This is a genomic window from Saccharospirillum alexandrii, assembly GCF_043641555.1.
Classification (GTDB): Bacteria; Pseudomonadota; Gammaproteobacteria; order Pseudomonadales; family Natronospirillaceae; genus Saccharospirillum; species Saccharospirillum alexandrii_A.
The window spans coordinates 369,460-392,346 of the sequence record NZ_JBHZRJ010000003.1 but is presented as its reverse complement, the minus strand read 5'-3'; the positions used below and the strand labels follow the sequence as shown (position 1 = coordinate 392,346).

At 56.9% G+C, this 22,887-nt stretch carries 19 protein-coding genes; 12 read left to right on the top strand and 7 right to left on the bottom strand.

From position 1 onward, the window contains the following. Positions 1–14: 14 nt before the first annotated feature. Entirely contained in the window at positions 15–851 is an 837-nt protein-coding gene (locus ACHUE7_RS12095; protein ID WP_394170192.1) for a putative RNA methyltransferase, read from the bottom strand. Positions 852–1,087: 236 nt separating this feature from the next. Between ACHUE7_RS12095 and ACHUE7_RS12090 the strand changes: the two genes are divergently transcribed. From ACHUE7_RS12090 to ACHUE7_RS12070, 5 genes are all read left to right on the top strand, one after another. Next, positions 1,088–1,348: a DUF4212 domain-containing protein gene (locus ACHUE7_RS12090; protein WP_394170191.1), complete on the top strand. Its 261-nt coding sequence runs from the start codon at positions 1,088–1,090 to the stop codon at positions 1,346–1,348. A gap of 5 nt (positions 1,349–1,353) precedes the next feature. Continuing rightward, on the top strand, positions 1,354–3,126 hold the full coding sequence (locus tag ACHUE7_RS12085) for a sodium:solute symporter family protein (protein WP_394170190.1): 1,773 nt from the start codon (positions 1,354–1,356) through the stop codon (positions 3,124–3,126). A 122-nt stretch (positions 3,127–3,248) separates the two neighbouring features. Next, the gene (locus ACHUE7_RS12080; protein WP_394170189.1) at positions 3,249–3,761 is read left to right on the top strand and encodes a hypothetical protein; all 513 of its coding nucleotides are present in this window, start codon (positions 3,249–3,251) and stop codon (positions 3,759–3,761) included. 52 nt (positions 3,762–3,813) lie between these two features. After that, positions 3,814–4,362, top strand: a complete 549-nt coding sequence (locus ACHUE7_RS12075; protein WP_348476033.1) for an LOG family protein — start codon at positions 3,814–3,816, stop codon at positions 4,360–4,362. Then, positions 4,359–4,739 (top strand): hypothetical protein, encoded by a 381-nt coding sequence (locus tag ACHUE7_RS12070; RefSeq protein WP_394170188.1) that lies wholly within the window; start codon positions 4,359–4,361, stop codon positions 4,737–4,739. The genes ACHUE7_RS12075 and ACHUE7_RS12070 overlap by 4 nt, the downstream gene beginning before the upstream one ends. Positions 4,740–4,755: 16 nt before the next feature. On the opposite strand, the gene ACHUE7_RS12065 is transcribed toward ACHUE7_RS12070, so the two are convergent. From ACHUE7_RS12065 to exaC, 3 genes are all read right to left on the bottom strand, one after another. Continuing rightward, entirely contained in the window at positions 4,756–5,616 is an 861-nt protein-coding gene (locus ACHUE7_RS12065; protein ID WP_394170187.1) for a universal stress protein, read from the bottom strand. After that, entirely contained in the window at positions 5,616–7,100 is a 1,485-nt protein-coding gene (locus ACHUE7_RS12060) for a SulP family inorganic anion transporter (RefSeq protein ID WP_394170186.1), read from the bottom strand. The genes ACHUE7_RS12065 and ACHUE7_RS12060 overlap by 1 nt, the downstream gene beginning before the upstream one ends. Positions 7,101–7,777: 677 nt before the next feature. Beyond that, positions 7,778–9,301 carry an acetaldehyde dehydrogenase ExaC gene (gene exaC, locus ACHUE7_RS12055; protein ID WP_394170185.1) on the bottom strand — a complete coding sequence of 508 codons (1,524 nt, stop codon included), beginning with the start codon at positions 9,299–9,301 and terminating at the stop codon, positions 7,778–7,780. Positions 9,302–9,620: 319 nt separating this feature from the next. Here exaC and ACHUE7_RS12050 point away from each other — a divergent pair, with 319 nt between their 5' ends. From ACHUE7_RS12050 to ACHUE7_RS12035, 4 genes are all read left to right on the top strand, one after another. After that, positions 9,621–11,495: a sigma-54-dependent Fis family transcriptional regulator gene (locus ACHUE7_RS12050; protein ID WP_394170184.1), complete on the top strand. Its 1,875-nt coding sequence runs from the start codon at positions 9,621–9,623 to the stop codon at positions 11,493–11,495. A 318-nt stretch (positions 11,496–11,813) separates the two neighbouring features. After that, positions 11,814–14,369, top strand: coding sequence for an ExeM/NucH family extracellular endonuclease (locus tag ACHUE7_RS12045; RefSeq protein ID WP_394170182.1), 2,556 nt, complete (start codon positions 11,814–11,816; stop codon positions 14,367–14,369). 546 nt (positions 14,370–14,915) lie between these two features. Further along, entirely contained in the window at positions 14,916–15,734 is an 819-nt protein-coding gene (locus ACHUE7_RS12040) for a UDP-2,3-diacylglucosamine diphosphatase (protein WP_394170181.1), read from the top strand. A 252-nt stretch (positions 15,735–15,986) separates the two neighbouring features. After that, positions 15,987–16,853 (top strand): transglutaminase-like domain-containing protein, encoded by an 867-nt coding sequence (locus ACHUE7_RS12035; RefSeq protein ID WP_394170180.1) that lies wholly within the window; start codon positions 15,987–15,989, stop codon positions 16,851–16,853. An 18-nt stretch (positions 16,854–16,871) separates the two neighbouring features. Here the strand turns inward: ACHUE7_RS12035 and cysE are convergent, their stop codons facing one another. After that, positions 16,872–17,660, bottom strand: coding sequence for a serine O-acetyltransferase (cysE, locus tag ACHUE7_RS12030; protein ID WP_348477416.1), 789 nt, complete (start codon positions 17,658–17,660; stop codon positions 16,872–16,874). A gap of 1 nt (position 17,661) precedes the next feature. Next, positions 17,662–18,438: a tRNA (cytosine(32)/uridine(32)-2'-O)-methyltransferase TrmJ gene (trmJ, locus tag ACHUE7_RS12025; protein WP_394170179.1), complete on the bottom strand. Its 777-nt coding sequence runs from the start codon at positions 18,436–18,438 to the stop codon at positions 17,662–17,664. 263 nt (positions 18,439–18,701) lie between these two features. Between trmJ and ACHUE7_RS12020 the strand changes: the two genes are divergently transcribed. From ACHUE7_RS12020 to ACHUE7_RS12010, 3 genes are all read left to right on the top strand, one after another. Next, a complete protein-coding gene (locus ACHUE7_RS12020; protein WP_394170178.1) occupies positions 18,702–19,451 on the top strand; it encodes an inositol monophosphatase family protein in 750 nt (249 codons plus the stop codon). Positions 19,452–19,659: 208 nt separating this feature from the next. Next, positions 19,660–20,730 (top strand): patatin-like phospholipase family protein, encoded by a 1,071-nt coding sequence (locus ACHUE7_RS12015; RefSeq protein WP_394170177.1) that lies wholly within the window; start codon positions 19,660–19,662, stop codon positions 20,728–20,730. A 108-nt stretch (positions 20,731–20,838) separates the two neighbouring features. Further along, positions 20,839–21,753 carry a hypothetical protein gene (locus ACHUE7_RS12010; RefSeq protein ID WP_394170176.1) on the top strand — a complete coding sequence of 305 codons (915 nt, stop codon included), beginning with the start codon at positions 20,839–20,841 and terminating at the stop codon, positions 21,751–21,753. Between the two features lie 240 nt (positions 21,754–21,993). On the opposite strand, the gene ACHUE7_RS12005 is transcribed toward ACHUE7_RS12010, so the two are convergent. Then, positions 21,994–22,605: a Yip1 family protein gene (locus tag ACHUE7_RS12005; RefSeq protein WP_348477422.1), complete on the bottom strand. Its 612-nt coding sequence runs from the start codon at positions 22,603–22,605 to the stop codon at positions 21,994–21,996. Positions 22,606–22,887 lie beyond the last annotated feature (282 nt).

Here is a 22,887-nt window from a genome sequence, read left to right as displayed (position 1 = left end):
CTCCGAAACTTGAGTTAAGTCACTTCCAACACCTGAATCCGCACATCGAGTGTCAGTTGCAGCCGGGTCAGTTCGGCGGCTCTGGCCAGGCCTTCAGCGGGTGCCCGGTAAAGATGCGGTGTCATCGCTAGCAGGTCCGCAATGTTTGATCCGCCCTCCAGCACAATCGTTTCGCGAACAGTTTCCCGACTCTCCTCCTGAAACGATTCGGGCACAACACGTTCCCCTTCAGGTCGCTCGGTGACACTGGGGTAAATAATGTCTCGTAGTTCACGTAGATGGTCTGACCCCGGGTCGACCATGATCAGCCGTCCTCCTGGCTTTAATACCCGGGCAAACTCGTCGAATACCGGGAAACCAAACACACAGAGCACCCGGTCGAGGCTGTTGTCGGGTACCGGTATGTGGGCATTGGTGCCCACCACCCAGGCGGGAGCCGGGTCCTGTTTGGCGGCCGATAGCGCGGCCCATTTGGACACATCCAGCCCCAGCACCTGCATTTCAATACCTTCCGGCACCGCGTGGCCAAGCTGCCGCAGGTAATAGCCCTCGCCACAGCCAGCGTCCAAACAAGCTGCATCAGTTGGTAAACCAGGCATCACAGCCTTGTTAAGCGCATCGGCTATAGACCGGTAATAACCTGCATTCAGAAACCGTTGTCGGGCCGCCACCATGGCTTTACTGTCGCCCGGGTCTTTCGACCGCTTTTTTTGAACCGGCAACAAATGCACATAGCCCTGGCGGGCAATATCGAAGCTATGCCCCTGCGGGCACTGCCAGGCAGTGTTCTGGCGCGTAAGTGGCTGGCCGTCCAATGGACAGACGAGGCGGTGAAAAGCGGTAACAGGCATGATCAACTTGGGCCGGGAATGTGACGCCATTGTACCGAAAAAGCCCAACCAGGCACGGCCTATCCCTGCTCTTATCTAATAGCTCAAAGCTCGCAGCTAACAGCTTTCCCTTCCCCCATGCGACTAAAGTCTGGCTTTTCAATGGACACTGCAATTATGCACCATAGCGTTGGGTATTCTTAAGAACACCGCGCACTCTCTAGCTCGTTCAACAACAATAAGACGGAGAACACATCATGAGTGATGAAAAATCCCCAGCGGCGCAGTATTGGTCGGCCAACCTGAGATTGATTCTGGGTTGCCTGATCGTCTGGGCTTTTGTGTCCTACGGTTGCGCCATTTTGTTTCGTCCGTTACTGGCCGGAATTCAATTCGGTGGCACCGACCTCGGCTTCTGGTTTGCTCAACAGGGTTCAATTCTCAGCTTTATCGGTCTGATCTTCTTCTACGCCTGGAGAATGAACAAACTCGATAAGAAATTCGACCTCGGGGAGTAAGGCAGATGAGTCAATTTGCAATTAACCTGATCTTTGTCGGCGGCTCCTTTGCGCTTTATATCGGTATCGCGATATGGGCCCGGGCATCCTCTACCAAAGAATTCTACGTCGCCGGTGGCGGCATCAACCCGGTGACCAACGGCATGGCAACAGCGGCCGACTGGATGTCGGCTGCCTCGTTCATCTCCATGGCGGGCCTGATTTCCGCCGGTGGTTACGCCAACTCAACCTTCCTGATGGGTTGGACGGGTGGCTATGTGTTGTTGGCCATGCTGCTGGCACCCTACCTGCGCAAGTTCGGCAAGTTCACAGTGCCTGACTTCATTGGCGACCGTTTCTACAGCAGCAAGGCGCGTCTGGTCGCCGTTGTCTGCCTGATCGTGGCGTCGGTAACCTACGTAATCGGTCAGATGACCGGTGCCGGTGTTGCCTTCTCACGCTTCCTGGAAGTGAGCAGTACAGCAGGTATCTGGATTGCGGCGGTCATCGTGTTCTTCTACGCGGTATTCGGCGGCATGAAAGGCATTACCTATACTCAGGTAGCCCAGTATGTAGTGCTGATCATCGCCTACACCATTCCGGCGATCTTTATTTCACTGCAACTGACGGGTAACCCGATTCCGATGTTCGGTCTGTTCAGCGAGCATACTAACTCCGGCATGCCGTTGCTGGCCAAACTGGATGAAGTGGTACGTGAACTGGGCTTCCGGGACTACACCGCAGACGTGTCCAACAAGCTGAACATGGTGCTGTTTACCCTGTCACTGATGATCGGTACTGCAGGTCTGCCCCACGTAATCATCCGCTTCTTCACCGTACCCAAGGTGGCTGACGCACGCTGGTCTGCCGGCTGGGCACTGGTGTTCATCGCCCTGCTGTACCTGACAGCGCCTGCCGTTGCTTCAATGGCTCGTCTGAACCTGCTGACCACGGTCTTCCCGGATGGTGCCGAAGCCCCTGCGCTGGCCTATGACGAGCGGCCGCAGTGGATTCGCAGCTGGGAAGAAACCGGTCTGGTGAACTTCGACGACAAGAACAACGATGGCCGCATCCAGTTCTACAATGCTGTGCCTTCGTTTGAAGACACCGCAGAAGCACGAGGCTGGGCAGGCAATGAACTGACCGTTAACAACGACATCCTGGTACTGGCCAACCCTGAAATTGCTAACCTGCCAGGCTGGGTTATCGGTTTGATTGCGGCGGGCGGTATCGCGGCGGCCCTGTCGACGGCAGCAGGCTTGTTGCTGGCCATTTCCTCGGCCATCAGTCACGATTTGATCAAGAAAACCCTCAAACCAGACATCAGTGAAAAAGGTGAAATGCTGGCTGCCCGTATCTCCATGGGCGGGGCCATTCTGCTGGCAACCTATCTGGGCCTTAACCCACCCGGGTTCGCGGCGCAGACGGTGGCTCTGGCGTTTGGTATTGCGGCTGCCTCGATCTTCCCGGCGATCATGATGGGTATTTTCTCGACCCGCATGAACGACAAGGGTGCGATCGCCGGTATGCTGGCGGGTCTGTTGTCCACGCTGCTGTACATCTTCACCTACCTCGGCTGGTTCTTCATTCCAGACACCAACATGCTGGCCAACACGGCTGACAACTGGCTGTTTGGTATTTCACCACTGTCCTTCGGGGCTGTCGGTGCTATGATCAACTTCGGCGTTGCCTTCATCGTATCCAACGCGACCGATGCACCACCGAAAGAAATTCAGGAACTGGTTGAAAGCGTTCGCTATCCGAAAGGCGCTGGCGCAGCGAGTCACCTCAGTCACTGATTGATCCGGTGTACTGCCGCCGACTCTCGCTCCCGGGAGTCGGCACAGGTACACTGACAGGACCACAGTTTCTCTCACGGGCTTCCACTTGGAGGCCCGTTTTATTTCAGGGTTGACCTTTCATGTTATGGCATTTAATCGCAATTGCAGTATCGGGCCTGGGTGCCGCTGGCATTGGCCTTTTCCTACGTTTTCTCAGCCGAAAGAAATTACCCCGATGGATCATCCCGGTCTTTGCCGGTGCGGGCATGCTGGCTTACCAGATCAACTTTGAGTACAGCTGGTTCGATTTGAAACAGACGCAGCTCCCCGAGGGTTCCGTGGTGGTTTCAACCGAATCTCCCAACCAGGTCTGGCGGCCCTGGACCATGGTTTACCCCATGATCAATGCCTTTACCGTGCTGGATGTAAACAACATGGTTCACCGCGAACAGGAAGGCGACACCATTGCCCGCTTCGTGATGTATCGCTTTGAAAAACAACACATCGATCAGGTGACCTATCAAACCTATCTGATCAATTGCACCACAACCGAGCTGGTACCCATGACTGAAGCCGGAGAGGCCCAGGTCAACGACATTCGCACACTTGAGCAAGACAGCACCATCATGACTGAAGTCTGCCAGGCACTTTGAGATTGGGCGCTGAAGGTGGCATTCTTGCAGCGCCATTCATCAGGGGAACGTCATGCAAATAGCAGTCTATTGCGGATCAAAAAGTGGTCATAGCCCGGAATACATCGACCTGGCCACGAACCTGGGCCAACAGATGGCCCGGCGACAGCATGACCTGATTTACGGCGGCGCCAACATTGGTTTGATGGGCGCGGTGGCCGATGCCGTGCTGGCCGGTGGCCGCCAGGTGCTGGGCGTGATGCCCAAAGCACTGGTCGACCGGGAAGTCGCTCACCCGGGTATCACTGAGTTGCAGGTCGTCGATACCATGCATGAACGCAAAGCAGGCATGGCCGAGCCGGCCGATGCCTTTGTCGCACTGCCTGGCGGGCCAGGCACCATGGAAGAGCTTTTTGAAGTCTGGACCTGGCGGATGCTGGGCTATCACCACAAGCCAGTGGCCATTCTGAATTACAACGGTTACTACGACCCGCTGCTCACCATGATCACCCGAATGACCGACCAGGGCTTCGCCTGGGCCGACCTCACGACCACACTGATCATCGAATCGACGGTCGACAGCCTGCTGACTACCCTGGAAAGCCAGGTCCGGCCACAATGAACATCGCCTTTTTCATGCGCGCCTACACCGGTTTGCTGGGTGTGGCCGCCACAGTAGCCATTCTCGCTCTGTTGAACGGGTCAGAACCTGCGCCCTGGTGGGGGGTTCTGCTGGCGGTTGCACCCATGGCCCTGCATTTCACCCTGCGCGCCACTCTGACCGGTCGGCCACGCAAACGCTGGCTAATGCCGCAGCAAGTCTTCACCATTGGCGGCCTGGGGCTGACCATGAACCCGGATTCGGTTGAACAACCGTCAATACTGGCCTCGGGGCTGGCCGCTGCACTGGTGGTCATGCTGTACATCTATGTGCTGAAGGTCTGGCGGAAGGGGGTGGAGCATGATAACGGGGGCGCCGATACATCGGGCGACCCCTGATTTATAGAGCCGAGTTTTACCTCAACAACAACAGCGGCTTGTTCGACTTCAACAACACCTTGGCGGTCAGACTGCCCAGCACCAGCTCGCGCAATCGGGTATGGCTGTACGCCCCCATCAGGGTCAGATCGATATCGTGCTCGGCCTGGTAGTTCACCAGCGCTTCACTCGGTTTACCGTCCAGGGTCACCGCAGTAACGTTGTGACCCGCTGCCTGCAATACCTCCGTTGCCCTGTGCTGCAGGGTGTTTGAGTTAGCCGGGTCTTCCCCTACCGTAACCAGATGCACCGGAATGCCTTTGAACAGAGGGCTTTGCGCCAGCATGTCGAGTGCCTTGCTGGAGGCATCGCTGCCATCGTAGGCCAGCATGACTTTCTCGGGCACCGTAAATTCGGTGTTTACCACCAGAATGGGTCGGTGCAGAGCGCGTATCGTGGCTTCCAGATGAGCGCCCAGGTGCGTGGTGTCCTGCTCGTGCTCTTCGCCACGAATACCCAGCACCAGAACGCGAATGTCCTCTTCCATCTCGATCAGGGATTCTGTCAGGCTGCCGTGGCGCTGTTTGGTCGACGCTTCGGCACCGCCCTGCCCGATCCGCTCTTTGGCGGCCGCCAGCATCAGCTTGCCCTGCTCCATCATCAGCCGGTTGCGCTGTTCTTCGACCTCGGTCAATTCCTGCAGCAGGGTATCGCGGCTGCCCAGCCCAATGGCACCGGACAAGTCAGCCGTAGAGGCACCCACCGGATGCTCCAGGTTGTGCATTAATTGTAAGGGTGCACCCGTGCGCTGGCTGATCCAGGCGGCATAGTCACAGACCGACTGGCTGTATTTGGAACCATCAATACAGGCCAGTATTTTATTGTCTTTGTTAAACATCAGTGACCTCCTAAAACTTTGTCGATCTCTTCGGGTTTATCGTGCACCCCAAAGCGGTCAACGATGGTTTCACTGGCTTCGTTCAGGCCAATGACCTCAACCTGTGCCCCTTCACGGCGGAACTTGATCACGGCCTTATCGAGTGCGCCCACGGCGGTGATGTCCCAGAAATGAGCACGGGTCAGGTCAATAACAACATGATCGACGGCTTCTTTGAAGTCGAATGACGCCAAAAACTTCTCGGATGACGTAAAAAAGACCTGGCCGATAACGCTGTAGCGACGGGTATCGGTCTGTTCATCCAGCTCACTGGTGACATACATAAAGTGCCCCACCTTGTTGGCAAAGAACAATGCCGCCAGCAGCACGCCCGCAAAGACACCGTAGGCCAGGTTATGCGTCCAGACCACAACCACAACGGTAACGATCATCACAATATTGGTCGACAGCGGGTATGTCTTAAGGTCTTTGAACGAGCCCCAGTTAAAGGTACCGATAGAGACCATGATCATCACCGCCACCAGAGCGGCCATCGGTATCTGCGAGACCCAGGGGTTCAGAAAAACCACCATGATCAGCAACACGACACCGGCAATCAGCGTCGACAAACGTCCGCGACCGCCTGATTTAACGTTGATGACCGACTGTCCGATCATGGCGCAACCGGCCATGCCACCCATCAGGCCAGAACCGATGTTGGCAACGCCCTGGGCCTTGCACTCGCGGTTCTTGTCACTGGGGGTGTCGGTCAGATCATCGACAATGGTCGCTGTCATCAGAGATTCGAGAATCCCGACCATGGCCAGCGCAAAGGCATAGGGGAAGATAATTTGCAGGGTTTCGAGGTTCAGCGGTACATCGGGCCACAAGAACATCGGCAGGGTATCCGGCAATTCGCCCAGATCGCCCACGGTTCTGATCTCAAGCCCCATCACCATGCTCACGCCCGTCAGTACAACAATGGTCACCAGCGGCGAGGGGATGGTTTTATTGATCAGCGGAAACAGGTAAATGATGCCCAGGCCTGCTATCGTCATCGCATAGACGTGCCAGGTGACATTGGTCAACTCTGGCAATTGCGCCATAAAGATCAGAATCGCCAGGGCATTCACAAAGCCCGTGACCACTGAGCGCGATACAAAGCGCATCAGCTCGCCCATGCGCAAATAGCCGATCACAATCTGCAGAACACCGGTCAACAGCGTTGCCGCCAGCAGATATTCGAGCCCATGTTCTTTCACCAGCGTCACCATCAACAATGCCATGGCGCCGGTGGCGGCCGAAATCATACCCGGCCGGCCGCCGGTAAAGGCAACGACGACGGCGATGCAGAAGGACGCGTACAAACCAACCTTGGGGTCAACACCTGCAATGATGGAAAAGGCAATGGCTTCGGGGATCAACGCGAGAGCAACAACCAAACCGGCGAGCACATCGCCACGAACATTCCCGAACCAGTCTTTTCGGGTAGAAGATAACAACATAGGGACCTCAGAGGGTACGAGTTAACGAATAAGTGCCGCGTATCGGCGAGCCATACAGGATGCGTGTCCTGGATGAACAGATTACGTCAGACATAGGCGTCTGCTGAGATGGGATGGTGCGCTAGGGTGGCGTAAGAATCACAATGCGTGCTGCAGACTCAGTCGGTAAAGGGACGCGCATAATAGCGGCTGGAGAGCAGATAACAACCCCTGGTTACCCTAGTTCCGGAGTTCAGCTCACCTCATTGGCGCTGGCCCGCACCGGATACCGGGTAGGCCTCTGTGGGGTCGGCGTTAATCCATCCATGGAGCCTAGGCCGCAGCATCCCTGCTGCGGACTACCCCACAGAGGCCTACCCGGTATCCGGTGCTAGTCTCCTGAGCCAACTCCAAAACTTGAGCTGGTAACCAAATAACACACTTCAGCAGCCACAAAAAAGCCCTACCCGCGATTACCGCGAGCAGAGCAAACAGAGGTTATCTTGTCATTTGAAAAACAGGTATAGCGTTTGCTACAAACTGAGTATCAGGTGCCGGGTATGGCTGTCCGGGGTAGTTCGCAGCAAGGATGCTGCGATCTAGGCCCCATGGATGGGTTCACGACGACCCCGGAGAGCCATACTCGGTGGCTGATACGGGCTCCTGGCAACCAGTGGAACTAAACCTCCGAACTTGCCTCAGAAGAACCCCATTGGATTCACGTCGTAGCTGACCAGCAGGTTCTTGGTCTGTTGGTAGTGATCCAGCATCATTTTGTGGTTTTCGCGACCAACACCGGATTTTTTGTAGCCACCGAAGGCCGCGTGTGCCGGGTAATGGTGGTAGCAGTTGGTCCAGACGCGGCCGGCTTCGATGCCCCGGCCCATGCGGTAGGCCCGATTCATATCCCGTGTCCACAAACCGGCGCCCAGGCCGAACTCGGTGTCGTTGGCGATTTCCAGCGCTTCGGCTTCATCTTTGAAGGTGGTGACCGACACCACCGGGCCAAAGATTTCTTCCTGGAAGACGCGCATCTTGTTGTGGCCTTTAATCAGCGTTGGCTGAATGTAGAAGCCGGACTCGTACTTGCCTTCCGTTGTACCCAGCTGATCACCGCCCAGCAGGAACTCAGCGCCCTCTTCCCGACCAATAGCAAAGTAGCCCATGATCTTGTCGAATTGCTCCTGTGATGCCTGAGCGCCGACCATCACGTCGGTATCGAGTGGGTTACCGCGCTTGATCTGATTGGTGCGTTCAATCACTTTCTTCATGAACTCGTCGTAAATCGATTCATGCACCAGCAAACGGGACGGGCAAGTACAGACTTCGCCCTGGTTAAAGAACGCCAGCACGACCCCTTCGATGCACTTGCTCAGGTAGCTGTCTTCATGCTGCATCACGTCTTCGAAGAAAATGTTGGGTGATTTCCCACCGAGTTCAACGGTAGAGGGAATGATGTTTTCAGCGGCACATTTGAGAATGTGCGAGCCGACTGGCGTGGACCCGGTAAAGGCGATTTTGGCGATGCGCTTGCTGGTCGCCAGTGCCTGGCCGGCTTCAGCGCCGTAGCCGTTCACAACATTCAACACACCCGCTGGCAGCAGATCTTCAATCAGTTCAATGAATTTCAGAATGGACCAGGGCGTCTGCTCGGCGGGCTTCAACACAATGCAGTTACCGCTGGCCAGTGCCGGAGCCAGTTTCCAGGCGGCCATCAACAGCGGAAAATTCCAGGGAATGATCTGCCCGACGACGCCGAGCGGTTCGTGAAAATGATAGGCAACGGTGTGCTCGTCGATCTCACCGATGGAGCCTTCCTGTGCTCGAATCGCACCGGCAAAGTAGCGAAAGTGGTCGACCGCCAGCGGTACGTCGGCATTCAGGGTTTCACGCACGGCCTTGCCGTTATCCCAGGTTTCGGCGATGGCGATCATTTCCAGGTTTTGTTCGAGTCGATCGGCAATCTTCAGCAAGAGGTTGGAGCGCGCCGTGACCGACATTGACCCCCAGGCCGCTTTAGCAGCATGGGCAGCATCGAGTGCCAGGTCGATGTCTTCGGCGCTGGAGCGCGGAATCTGGCAAAAGATATCGCCGGTCACCGGCGATACATTATCAAAGTACTGGCCTTTAACGGGTTCGACCCATTGTCCGCCAATAAAGTTGCCATAGCGGGTTTTTACGGAGACGGGGGAATCGGGCTGGCCAGGGTGCGAATAGAGCATGGTTGTTACCTCTTGCTGTTGTTGTTTTGGGTGAATCCATAAGGGCTATCGCAACGGCCGTGCCAGCGCTTGCATTGATGCCTGGAAGGGGCTAAAACAAAGGAGCTGAACAGCAAGGTGAACCAGACCTGCAAGGCTTGCCAGCCGGGGCTTAGCGTCACTCGGAACATCGCCGGTAAGCCAGTATTCACGGGCCACTCAGCACGCACATCACCGCAAGAATAAAAACTCAAACGCCGGTCGGGTATCGGCGATCACCCGAACAGGGTGTTGCAGGGTGCATCAGGTGTTGCAAAATGCCACACCCGGGAGATCACAGATGGCTTCTACGACTCACCCCAGTGCCGAGGCACTGGCCGCCGCCAGGCATCAGTTTTTTGAACAGCGCCAGACGCCCGGTTCACTGATTTCTCCACTGATCGAGCGTTCCTGGCAGCGCAGCCTCAAAGCAGGACTTACACCGGAGCACTGCAGCCGGGAAGCGCGGCTGTCGCAACCCGAATTTCGCGACATTCGCGAACGCAACCACACCCTGCTCGACATCGCCCGTCCGCAACTGGAAAGCCTGTTCGAGCAAATTCAGGACACCCAGTGCGCCGTCTTACTGGCTGACCAGACTGGCACTATTCTGCATGGCGTGGGCGATGCGGGCTTTGTACCGGAAGCTCGGCGCGTAGAATTGATGCCGGGCGGTGTCTGGAGTGAAGGCGCGCGGGGCACCAATGCCATTGGCACCGCTGCCAGCGAAGGACGTTCGGTGGTTGTGCATGGCCAGGAGCATTTTCTCGACCAGAACGGCTTTTTAACCTGTGCTGCAGTGCCGGTGTTTGACCCCAGTGGCCAGGTGATCGGAGTGCTCGATATTTCCAGCGATGCGCGGCATTCACAGCGCCACACCATGGCTCTGGTCAATCTGGCGGTATCGATGATTGAGAACAGCCTGCTCGAACGCACTTGCGAGCGGGCTCATTTAATGTACCTGCACCCTCACGCCCATCTGCTGGGTGGTTTGTACGAGGGTATTCTGGCCTACGACGATAGCGGCCACATCATTGGCGCCAATCGCTGGGCGCGGCAGCATCTGAATCTGCCTGACCGCAGTGAGCAACCCCTCAATCTGCACAACCTGTTTCCAAGATTGACCGAGCCCGAAGCCCATGCCAGCCTGGTGACTCACAGTGGCCAGACCTTGCACGCCCGACACAAGGCCTACAGAGCCCCGTCGAGCCCGACTAAAACAGCACCGGCTCCGCGTCCAACCCCAGTACCCGATCCGCTGGCAGCGCTGGAGAGTACCGATCCGGGCATCGACAGACTGATCAGACAGGCAAGACGCATCGTCGGCCAGGGCATTCCCATCCTGCTGCAAGGCGAAACCGGGGTCGGCAAGGATGTCTGGGCCAGAGCACTCCACCAGGCTGGTCCCGGCAGTGGCGCCATGGTAGCGGTCAACTGCGCTGCCATTCCCGAAAGCCTGATCGAAGCCGAGTTGTTCGGCTACCGCCCGGGGGCCTTTACCGGGGCCGACAAGGCAGGCTCCCGGGGCCGGATACTGGAAGCCGACAAAGGCACGCTGTTTCTCGATGAAATCGGCGATATGCCAACCGCCCTGCAACCGCGTTTGCTGCGCGTACTGCAGGAGCGGCAAGTGATCCCGGTCGGTGGCGGCCAGCCCATTCCGGTCGACTTCGACCTGATCTGCGCCACCCACACCCAACTGGGTGAAGCTGTCGGCCAGGGGCTGTTTCGGCAGGATCTGTATTACCGGATCAATGGCCTGACACTGAACCTGCCGCCCTTGCGCGAACGGGAAGACATCAGAAGCCTGATCGACAGGGTTCTGGCTGAACTCGGCGGCGGCACACTAAGCCCGGCCAGTTGCACTCTGCTGGAAAACCACCCCTGGCCCGGCAACTTGCGACAGCTGCATTCCGTGCTCAGAACCGCCCGCATTCTGTGCGACCCGGACCAACCCATAGAACCCGAACACCTGTCGGCCGATTTTCTGGCCGAAGCCCGGACGGCAGGGCCAGCAGAAGCCACTGGCCCTGCCCTCGCTGACTGGGAACGTCAAGCCATCAACACGGCACTGGAAAACAGTCAGGGGAACGTTTCAGCAGCGGCCCGTGAATTGAACATTGACCGCACTACCCTGCACCGTAAGTTGAAACACTTGAGTGGGCACAGCCAGTAGGGTCATGAGTCAGACCAAGCCACACATTGCAGCATCTGCATCGTTTGAAACCCAATAATTCGTACTTTGCAAATAGAATCCCATAAAAATGTTACCAATCGGTCACATTTTTCGGGTAATGTGGTTAGGCTCATTTTTTGACCAGATGTTCAACTAATGATGCTGCACCGTGCCTTCGGGTGCGTTATAAAAACCAAAGTTCTTAGAACGCAGCTCAGCAGTCGATACGCTGCACTCACAAAAAAAACAATAACGGGACTCTGTGGTCGGCAACCCACACGGATGTCAGAGAGCCCCGAAGTCAATGAGAGGGATACCATGAACGCCAGACGAACTACCCTGGCCCTGATGATTGCCGCGGCCTCTGCCAGCGGTGCCCAGGCCGATCTGATTTTCTCCGAATACATTGAAGGCTCCTCCTTCAATAAAGCCATTGAATTGCAAAATACCGGCGATGCCACGCTCGACCTCAGTCAATACGCGGTCGAACTGTACTCCAATGGCAGCACTAGCCTGAATACCTCCCTGACCCTGAGCGGCACCCTGGCGGCGGGTGATGTCTATGTCATCGCCAATAGTCAGGCTGCACAGGACATTCTGGACGTCACCGACATAACCTCGGGTGTTGCCAACTTCAACGGTAACGATGTCGTCCTGTTGCGCGAAGTCGACACCGTCGTCGACCGCATTGGCCAACTGGGCAATGGCGATACCTTCGGTGCCAATGTCACCCTGGTACGCAAGTCTGACATTACTGGGGGTGATCCTGACTTTACGGCCACCTTCGACCCGAGCGCCCAGTGGGATTCCTATCCGAGTAATACCTTTGCTTATCTGGGTAACGGTGGAACAGGTGATGACGGTGACCCGGATGATCCGGTATTAGCGCAATGCGGTGACCCGATGACATTGATCTCGGCCGTACAGGGCAGTGGTAACGAATCTCCCCTGCTTGGCCAGAGTGTGTCGGTTGAAGCCATTGTAGTTGGCGATTACCAGGCCGGAAACCAGCTCAGCGGTTTCTTCCTGCAAGAAGAAGATGCCGATCAGGATGGTGATGCAAGCACCTCTGAAGGCCTCTTTGTCTTCTACTCCGGTACCGACGTTGCGGTCGGCGACCGCGTTGTCGTCAACGGTTCGGTAGACGAGTACTTTGGCCTGACTCAGATCAATGATGTCGACGGCATCAGCGTCTGTGCCAGCAACCAGATGTTGCCGACACCGGCACTGGTCTCACTCCCGCTGGATAATGCCGACGATCTCGAAGCCTTTGAAGGTATGAGCGTCGCCAGTAACCAGACCCTAACGGTCAATGAGGTGTATCAGCTGGGCCGCTATGGCGAATTCACCGTCAGCGAGGGTCGTCGTTACATTCCGACCGAAGTTGCGGCACCAGGCCCCGATGCGTTCGCCGTGAACGCTGCCAACGACTTGAACAAGCTGGTTGTTGAAGACGGCATTCGCACGCAAAACCCGGATCCAATGCGCTTCCCCGCGCCTGAGTTGTCGGCCTACAACACCCTGCGCATTGGCGAAACCATCACCAACCTCAGTGGCGTTCTGAACTACTCGTTCGGCGCTTACAAGCTGATTCCAACGAGTGATTTTCAACTGCAGGGCACCAACCCGCGCACCGCTGCACCGGAAGACACTCTGGATCGCGACATGCGCGTGGCCAGCTTCAACGTGCTGAACTACTACAATGGTGATGGCCTGGGCGGTGGTTTCCCGACCGACCGTGGTGCCGATACACCGCTTGAACTGGAGCGTCAGGAAGCCAAACTGGTTGCTGCGTTGTCGGCACTGGACGCCGATGTGATCGGTCTGATGGAAATCGAGAACGACGGCTTTGACGAAAACAGTGCTATTGCCCAATTGGTCGATGCCCTGAACGTGACTCAGCCAGCGGATAAGATTTACGATTACATCTCAACCGGTGGTGCGGGTGTGGGCACCGATTCGATCGCGGTGGGTCTGATCTACCGCCCCGATGTGGTGGCACCGGTCAACAGTGCCCAGGTATTGTCGAGCGACAACTCGCCATTGAATGACGAGGGCGAACCTCTGTTCAACGATGAGAAAAACCGCCCGGCGCTGACGCAGAGCTTTGAGCATCTGGACAGTGGTGATCGCTTCACCGTTGTCGTCAATCACTTGAAGTCCAAAGGTTCTTCCTGTGACGACGTTGGCGACCCTGAAGATCCCAATCTGCAGGGCAACTGCAATGGCGTGCGTACCGATGCGGCTACTGCCATGGCCGAATGGCTGAGCACCAACCCGACCGGCGTTGATGATGCGGATGTCATGATCATCGGTGACCTGAACGCCTATTCGATGGAAGACCCGCTGCAAGTGCTCGCCGATGCTGGCTATGCCAATCTGAAAGGAGAAGGTGAATACTCTTACGTCTTCGATGGCGAATCCGGCAACCTGGACCATGCACTGGCCTCCGCCAGCTTGCAGGCCAAGGTGATTAAGGTTCAGGACTGGCACATCAATACCGATGAGCCGCTGGTGCTGGATTACAACACCGAGTTCAAGAGCGACAATCACGTTGAGCTCTTGTATGCGCCAACGCCTTACCGGTCTTCCGACCATGATCCGGTCATCGTCGACTTCAATCTGAACACACCACCGAACGCCTCGTTCAGTGTGTTCAAGTTCCTGTTCTGGTACATCTTTATCAGTGACAGCAACGACGATGACGGCTATGTCGTCGACCATGAATGGCAGGCAGGGTCATTCACCTTCTCAGGTGACTGGAATGTAATTCCGAGGTACCTGCTCAAGCGCAACAAGGTACGTGAGGTTACCCTCACCGTCACCGATAACGATGGCGCGACCAGCAGTCTGACTCAGACGCTGCCGCGTTAATCTCTCTGGCTGGGGCATCCTTCCATGGAGCCCCGGCACTTCTAATTAGGTGCCATGAATTCGTGCTGGGCACCGGGTATGACTATACGGGTGGTGCGACACATCGCTCGGCGTGAACCCGTCCATGGGGCCTAGATCGCAGCATCCATGTTGCGAACTTCCCCGGATAGTCACACCCGGCACCCGGCACTTAACCTAGTGTCACTTCCAAATAAGCCTCTCTACTCCCGTATCTGAGCAACAGTTTCGCGGGGATTATTGACTCAAGTTTCGGAGTTCGCTAAGGCGACTAGCGGCGGATGCTGGGTATGCCTCTGTGGGGTAGTCCGCAGCAGGGATGCTGCGGCCTAGGCTCCACGGACGGATCTACGCCGACCCCACAGAGGCATACCCGGTATCCGGCGCGGACCACCGCCACTTCTGCGGACTCAAACTCCGAAACTTGAGTTAATAATCCCTGTTCATCAAATCATCACGGTACTGTCGTCCAACTGTCATTTCCCGGCAATAGTCTGAACCTGTCTGCTATGACCGGAGCCTGCCGTTATGACGAATCGATCCGTACGTGCTGTGTTTATTTCCGATATTCATCTGGCCAACCCCAATAGCCAGGTAGCGCTGCTTGAAGAATTTCTGCGCACGACTGAGATGGAAACACTTTATCTGCTTGGCGATATTGTCGACCTGTGGAAACTGAGCACCCGCAAAGGCCGCTGGTCCCGCCAGCACGAAGCCATTCTGAAGGTGATTCTGGCCAAGGCCCATAACGGCACCAAAGTGGTTTATGTACCGGGTAATCATGACCCCTTCTTTCGTCATTTTGCCGATACTACGCTGGGGCCGATCAGCGTGGAGCACGAGGCGATTCATACGTCAGCAACGGGGGAGCGCTATTTGTTATTGCACGGCGACCGGTTCGATGACGATATTTATTGCGGGCATTTCTGGTGGCATTTGGGTGAGTGGGCCTATGAGTCCATCGTGACGCTCAACCGCCATCTGAACCGGGTGCGCGCGCTCTTTGGCAGACCTTACTGGTCATTGCCGGGTGCACTGAAAGTGCGCAGCAAGAAAGCCCGGGCCTACATCGAGAGTTTTGAAACCAAGGTGATAGATTACGCGCGTAGTCAGGGTGTTCAGGGGGTGATCTGCGGTCACATTCATCAGGGCACGCTGCGCATTAGCGATGGCTTTGTGTACGCCAATGATGGCGACTGGGTTGAGAGCTGCACGGCCCTGCTGGAACACCAGGATGGCAGCCTGGAACTGCTTCAGGTACCGCACGCTGCCACCCAGCCCGGCACGCGATTGCACCCGGCCATGTCACCCAAGCAAGCGGCTGCGTTACACAGCCAGGCTCATTGAAACCTTTACTTACGTTTCTCTACGAAATAATTACGCCTGCAGTGTCAATTGAATCACAAACGGTGCGGTAGCACATTGTACTGTTTGCGAATAAGGGCCAAAGTATAGGAGTACTCCATTCGCCGATGTAAAGGAGCCATTGAGACCCGGTGCACCCTATGCAACCCTTACCGTTGCAGACCCCGGGTTCTTAAGCCAAGGCCAATTAGCAGTCTTCGGATTCACGGCCGGAACGGATTCCCGGGAGGTTCTATGATGGCACTGCTCGTAATACTCAGTCTGTTTCTCATGGTTTTTAGCATTTGCTACTGGTCTTTAAACCACTATCCGCGTTCGCGCCCCTTTCGCTACAGCCCGGGGTCGGAAATGCCGCTGCCCGATCCAAAGCGCACGCAACTGATGGCCGTTCTGGCTCAGCGTTACGAACTGGAAACCATCATCAAACATGCCCGTCTCGACAGCGAACGGCTCGATGCCTTGCAGCGCTGGACACTCAATCGCTGGGAACCCCAGAACGGCAGTCGGTCGGGCTCGCACAACCCACTCGATATTCTGGCCCGGGTTAGCCAGGGGGAACAGTTTGGTCGCAGCGATTTCGTCACCGTGCTTGGCCACGCCCTTCAGGCAGTCGGTATTCCTGCTCGCCTGGTTGAGCTGCACACACGCGACAGCCATTGGCGGCCGCTTGGGGGCTGTTACACCGGGCTTGAGGTTTTTTTAAGTGAGGAAAACACCTGGGTCTGGGTCGATGCCCAGTACGATGCCATTATTCTGAACAAGGGTCGTTACTGCAGTGCCCTCGATATTAAAGATGCCTTGCTGTCCCGCACCCATGAACTCGAACTGATTTCCGCGCTCGAGGGCACTGATATTGATAGCTATCTTGCTTTCTTGGCGCCTTTTCTGGACATCATTATTGCCCAGCCGCTGGGCCAAAGCCGGCGTTTTGCGCTTGTTCCACCGCAGTTGCGCTTCCCGCGGCGCCACCACCTGTTCGGTCGCACCCTGTACGATCAGGTCTGCCACTCGCGGGATACCTTTTACGCCGTTCGGGAGCTGAACCAGTTAATCCCGACTCGTCCCAAAAGCACCTTCCGGCCAAGAACCGCCAACGCCTGACGATTAAACGACCGGCCGTTAGCCGCCAGCGTTGGCTGACCGGTCGGAGTCTTCGATGGGGGCGAAATCTTCCTCACTCAGCTCGGGCGATTCCGTGCTGGTGTAGGTGGAGTCGATTCGCTTAAGTGCCTTGCACATTACATCGATGCGCTGATCCTGAGCGTGAATGTGTTCAAGCAAGGCCATAATGGCATGGGCGGTTGGGTCTGGCATTTGTGACACCCCGTAGGCATCGAAACCGACTTTATCGGCCATGGCCTTCTGTTTATCGCTGAACGGCAGTACTTTTTCACCCTGCTGTTTAACGATACGCCCGGGAATACCGACCACAGTAGCGTTCTCTGGTACGGCCTTGGTGACAACCGCATTGGACCCTACCCGCGCATTCTTGCCGACGGTAAAGGGCCCCAGTACCTTAGCGCCGGCACCGACAATCACGCCATCTTCCAGCGTTGGGTGGCGCTTGCCTTTTTCCCAGCTAGTGCCGCCCAGGGTAACGCCCTGGTAAATGGTGACGTCATCGCCAATTTCAGCGGTTTCCCCGATCACCACGCCCATGCCATGGTCAATGAAGAACCGTCGGCCTAGCTTGGCGCCCGGGTGAATCTCGATACCGGTGAACCAGCGAGCCAGCTGAGAGACCCAGCGAGCCAGTGTTTTCAGATTCCATTGCCACAGTTTGTGACTGAAGCGATGGATCAGAATGGCATGCAAACCCGGATAGTTCAGGAGCACCTCAAACCAGCTTCGCGCCGCAGGGTCGCGGTCAAAGACGCTCTGGATGTCTTCTTTCAGATTGCGGAACATATCAGGGTTTCCTTATCGACTTGTCTACCTGCGTCAGCATGCCACGTAAAATGTTGGCTTCAACTTCATCGGGCTGCGCGCGCAGAATCAGGCGGCGTAATTTACTGATCAGAGTTCGGGGGTTAGTGGGGTCGAGAAAGTCGATCTCAACCAGGGTCTTCTCCCAGTGCTCGAACAAGCCTTCAAGCTGCTCGGCCCGCGCTGGTGGCTGGTCCCATTCGACGCCCCAGTCGGTTCGGGTCTGGGGCACAGCCAGTTCCTGACGCATGCGCAATTCATAGCAGAGTACCTGAACCGCCTGAGCCACGTTAAGCGAACTGTAGTCCGGATTTGACGGAATGTTCACATGATAGTGGCACTTGGCCAGCTCATCATTGGTCAGGCCACTGCGTTCACGCCCAAACAGCAAGGCCACATTTGACCCGGCCGGGTGGGCGGCCACTTTATCGGCCATTTCACGCGGATTGAGCAGCGGCCAGGGCAAGGAGCGCGAGCGAGCTGAAGCGCCCACCACCAGGGTGCAATCGGCAATGGCGGTGTCGATATCCTCGACGACCTCAGCCCGATCGAGCACATCGTGGGCACCGGAAGACAAGGCGAAGGCTTCACCGGACGGATAATCCTTGGGAGACACCAGCACCAGCCGGGTCAGGCCCATGGTTTTCATGGCCCGGGCGGCGGCACCAATATTGCCCGGGTGGCTGGTGTGCACCAACACCACTTTAATATCATCCAGCCGGATACCCGTTTCGCCAGCGGCGTCCTGTGACTGCGACATGCTTTATTTCACCTCTTATCGTTCAAAAACTGCACACCACGTCTTAAAGAGTGCATCAAAGGTGTGTATTATACGCGCCCTCGTTCGGGAAAGCGCCCGAACCGCTGTTTAACAAACCCGTTTTTGCGGATAAAACCGACGTACCTGACCAGGCTCGTCCGGTCCGTTCTGTCTGGCTGTGCTGTCACACACCCGATGGAAAGGCTGGCGCCCATGCCTGTACCGGTACGGTTTAACCCTTTTGATGTGAGTGTGAACCGACCATGCAACCGATTCTGACCATTGCCCTGCGCGCCGCGCGCAACGCAGCCGACAAATTAACCTACACCTTGTCGAACATCGATTCACTGACCGCCGAAGGCGCCACCCGCAAAGACGTGTTTGACCAGGCCATAGAAGACGCCGCCTGGCGTGCCCGCAAAGCCATCCGTAAAGGCCACCCGCGCCACCACATCGACAGCCTGCACATCGGCATGGACGAAAGCCGCGACTACGACGGTCAGTCGTGCTGGAAAATCAACGTGCTGGCCGGCGAATCCAACTACCGCTCCGGTTACCCTGGCTTTCTGATTGTCGTCACTTTCTTTGTCAAAGACCGCATCGAAGCGGCCGCCCTGCTCGACCCGATCACCGGTGACGAGTGGACCAGCATGCGTGGCCGCGGTGTGCAGCTGAACGAACGCCGCGTTCGGGTAGACGCCTCCACACTGGACCTGGCCCTGGCCGCGATCGACAGCAGCGACCCGGCCGAAATCGGCCGCTGGTCAGAGCGCGTCGCCGGCATTCGCGTCAGCGGTTGTGGCCTGATGAACATCGCCCAATTGGTGGCAGGCAGAGTGCAACTGGCCTTTGCCGACGATCTGAACGACATCGACTTCCCGGCGGCCAGCCTGCTGCTGCAAGAAGCCGGAGCACTCAGTGGTGATCGCAACGGTGGCCCGGTCAGCGCCCGCAAAGGTGAGCTGTTGGCCGCGTCACCGCGCCTGTTCAAGCAACTGTTCAGCCGCGGCTAAGCACCCTTTACCCTGTTGCCTCCAGCAGTCTACTGTTGGAGGCGTCATTTTGTGACTTCCTTTCCGGTTCCAGACATCAGATCTGGCGTTTTACCCGCTACGCCTTGGGGCAGGGCCTATCACGGGGTATAGTGCGCGTTTTCCGCACTGTGTTTTCTGCACCTACGATTTCCGCAACTACGATTTCTGCAACTACAGGGACAGCCGTTTGACCCAAGCGCTCAATTTCTTCGCTGGCGAGCACGCCTACCGGACCATTCACAACGAAGGGCTGTCACCCCAGTCGATCCGCGTCATTATGGGCGCATCGGGCGGGCCCAAGTGGTTTGTACTGAGCCACCTCGATCGCTACCTGGCCAGCGAATGGCTGCCCGCCATCAATCACCCCCTGAACCTGATCGGCAGCTCCATCGGCGCCTGGCGCATGACAGCCTATGCCAACAAAGACCCAGTGGCAGCGCTCAACCGGCTCGAACACGGCTACCTGAACCAGCGTTATTCAGACAACGCCGATGCCGACGAAATTACCGGCAAGGTCAACGAGTTCATCGACGAAACCATGGGCGATTCCCCCTTCGATGATTTGCACCCAAACCGCCTCTTGCATCTGGTCACCGCCCGTTGCCGGGGCGTCACGGCGGCGCACTCCACGCGTAAACAGGCGTGGGTATTCACTGGCGTTGCTGCCAGCAACATGATCTCCCGGGCCACCCTGCCGCGTTACTTCGACCGAGTGGTGTTTCGCAGCCCCGGCGGCCAACTCCCCCTAACCGACTGGGACCAGTTCACCACCTACCAGGTGCCACTGACACCCGACAACCTGCGCCAGGCACTGCAAGCCAGCGGCGCGATTCCGGTAGTCATACACGGCGTCACCAACCCGGCCGGCGCCCCGCCGGGAGTTTACCGCGACGGCGGTATGGTCGATTACCATTTCGACCTGCCCATCAAACCGGATAACGGCCTGGTGCTCTACCCGCATTTCTCCCCGGTGCTGAAGCCCGGCTGGTTCGACAAACCCTTGCCCTGGCGCAAAGTCACCGCGAGCCACTACAGCCACACCCTGGTCGTCTGCCCGAGCCAGGCGTTCATCGACAAGCTGCCTTACGGCAAAATCCCGGACCGCAAAGACTTCGAAACCCTCGACGACGAAACCCGCCTGCGCTACTGGAATACCGTGGTCGACATGAACCGGGCGTTAGCCGACGAATTCCACGACCTAGTCAGCACTGGCAAACTGGCAGAACGACTCCAGCCTATTAACGCCATAGCGCGCTGATTAATTACCTTAACCCAATATTAACAACCACACTTTCCAGCCCGTTCAGTTCAGATCGGGTTCAGCCTGCCTTGCGATACTGGCTCCATTGAACAAGGAGCCTTACACATGACTCAGAACAGTCTGCATCAACGGTTCGAACCGACCACCGAACCAACCCAGCATTCACCCGCTCAGCGCCGCCTGGCCACCATGGCCACCTTTTCCATAATGACAGGCCTGCTGCTGACGGGTTGCCACGTAAGCGTCACCGATGTAAATGAGCATGAGGCCGGTTACGACACGGAAGTCACTCCAACACTGGCGCGCTACGACACCGAATTTCTGGTTCGCAGCGCGCTGGTACCCTACTCACTGAGCGCCACCAGCATCGAGATGATCGCGGATCCCGAGGCGTTTCTAACCCCCTCGGCCCGCATGGCCAGCCGCAGTCATATCCCGGTGGAAACCACGTCGACTTACCTGTTTGATTCCGGAGCCTGCGACTTTGGCGGCTACACCAGCATCGACGCCTATGGTGAGACCGAAACCTACTCCGACAGCATGACGTTCATCACCATGGACGTAACCGCCGAGGCCGTGGACTGTGATACCCGTAACTGGCAGGGTTATGTCACCCTGAACAGCCGGCTCGATTTTGATGTAATGGGCTGGTTCGACGACTATGACGACCGCATAGAATCCCTCGAAGGCAGCATGACCGGCCGGCTGCGCATGCGCGCCGAACGCAGCGACCTGAACTACACCAACATCAGCACGGAAATCATCGAACTGAACTCGACCGACTTCCGAATCGAGGCCAGAGCCAGTGTCTGGCTCGACGATGGCTGGCGCACCAACTCGGCGAGCCTTACGACCACTCGCGGCGTGCACTGGTACCAGAACGACACCCGCCCACACGCGGGCAAGGTTCGGCTGACGGCTTATCGGGGCTGGGTGGATCTGGAGTTTTCGGACTATGGCGTGACTCGTACCGACAGCAATGGTTATCGGGACAGTATTTCCTGGTCGAGTTTGCTCTAAAAGTGTGGTTATAAAAGTGCCAGCCACAAAAAAGCCGACTCATTGTCGGCTTTCTTTCGTTTATTTTTTGAACCCGCCCGGCGGTGAGTGGCGGCTGCCGGATTGGTCTATCCGGGGTAGTCCGCAGCATGGATGCTGCGGTCTAGGCTCCATGGATGGATCTACGCCGACCCCGGATAGGCTAATCCGGCAGTCGGCATGGGCTCAAGGCACCCAAGCAGGTGCAACTGAGCAACCACCTTACTCCAATACCATGTATTCGGGGCCGAAGCCGGCTGACCAGACGATGACGGTGCCAACTCGCAGGGTCACCAGCAGTACCAGTGCCACGGTGATGACCGAGGTTGCGTACATAAAAGCACGCTCTTTCGGAATGTTCATCACGATGGGCAGGCCTTCGTAGATCAGATAGACCGCGTAGGCGGCCGCGATGGCGAACACCACGGCGTTGAGCCAAAGTACCGGCCATGCACCGACAATACCGGCCAGGAAAATCGGCGCAGTGGTATAGACTGCCAGGGCCATCCCATGGTGCGGATCGACCGGCTCATCGGAATAGGTCGTTGTCATCCAGGTAATAAACTCACCGAATGCCCAGACACCGACCAGCGCCGCCAGATAACTCAACACACAAAGCACCAGTGCGCTTTGCTGGGTCAACACCGTCAGCGGGCCATCGCCCAGGCTCCAGCCGACCTCGGCTACGCCAATGTAGAAACACACCGCAGGAATCAGCGCCAGAATCGGGACGTGGGTCAGAAACTCCATCGTCTTGCTACGTCGCTGTTTACGAATGAGTGACCACTCACTACCGGGGTGAGTGAAAATACCAAGGGTGTGATCCAGAATCATAATGCTCTCCAAAGGGTCGTTCCGGCCGGTACGGGTTATTGTTGTTGACGGTCACCTGAGCGATTTCTACCAGGCTGGAACAGGGCCTGCTTGCAACCGTTCAGAGGCTACGTAAAAGTGGCCGGATGCTGACTGATAACATAGAGGAATTGGCGCAGACTGCAAGCATGCCGGGAGGCCTGACAGGGAAAATTAATGCACCACGACGACCAATCTCTGGAAACTGTGATCCATATCATTATATTATTCTTTTCTAATACAACCGCTGAACGCTGCAATCCG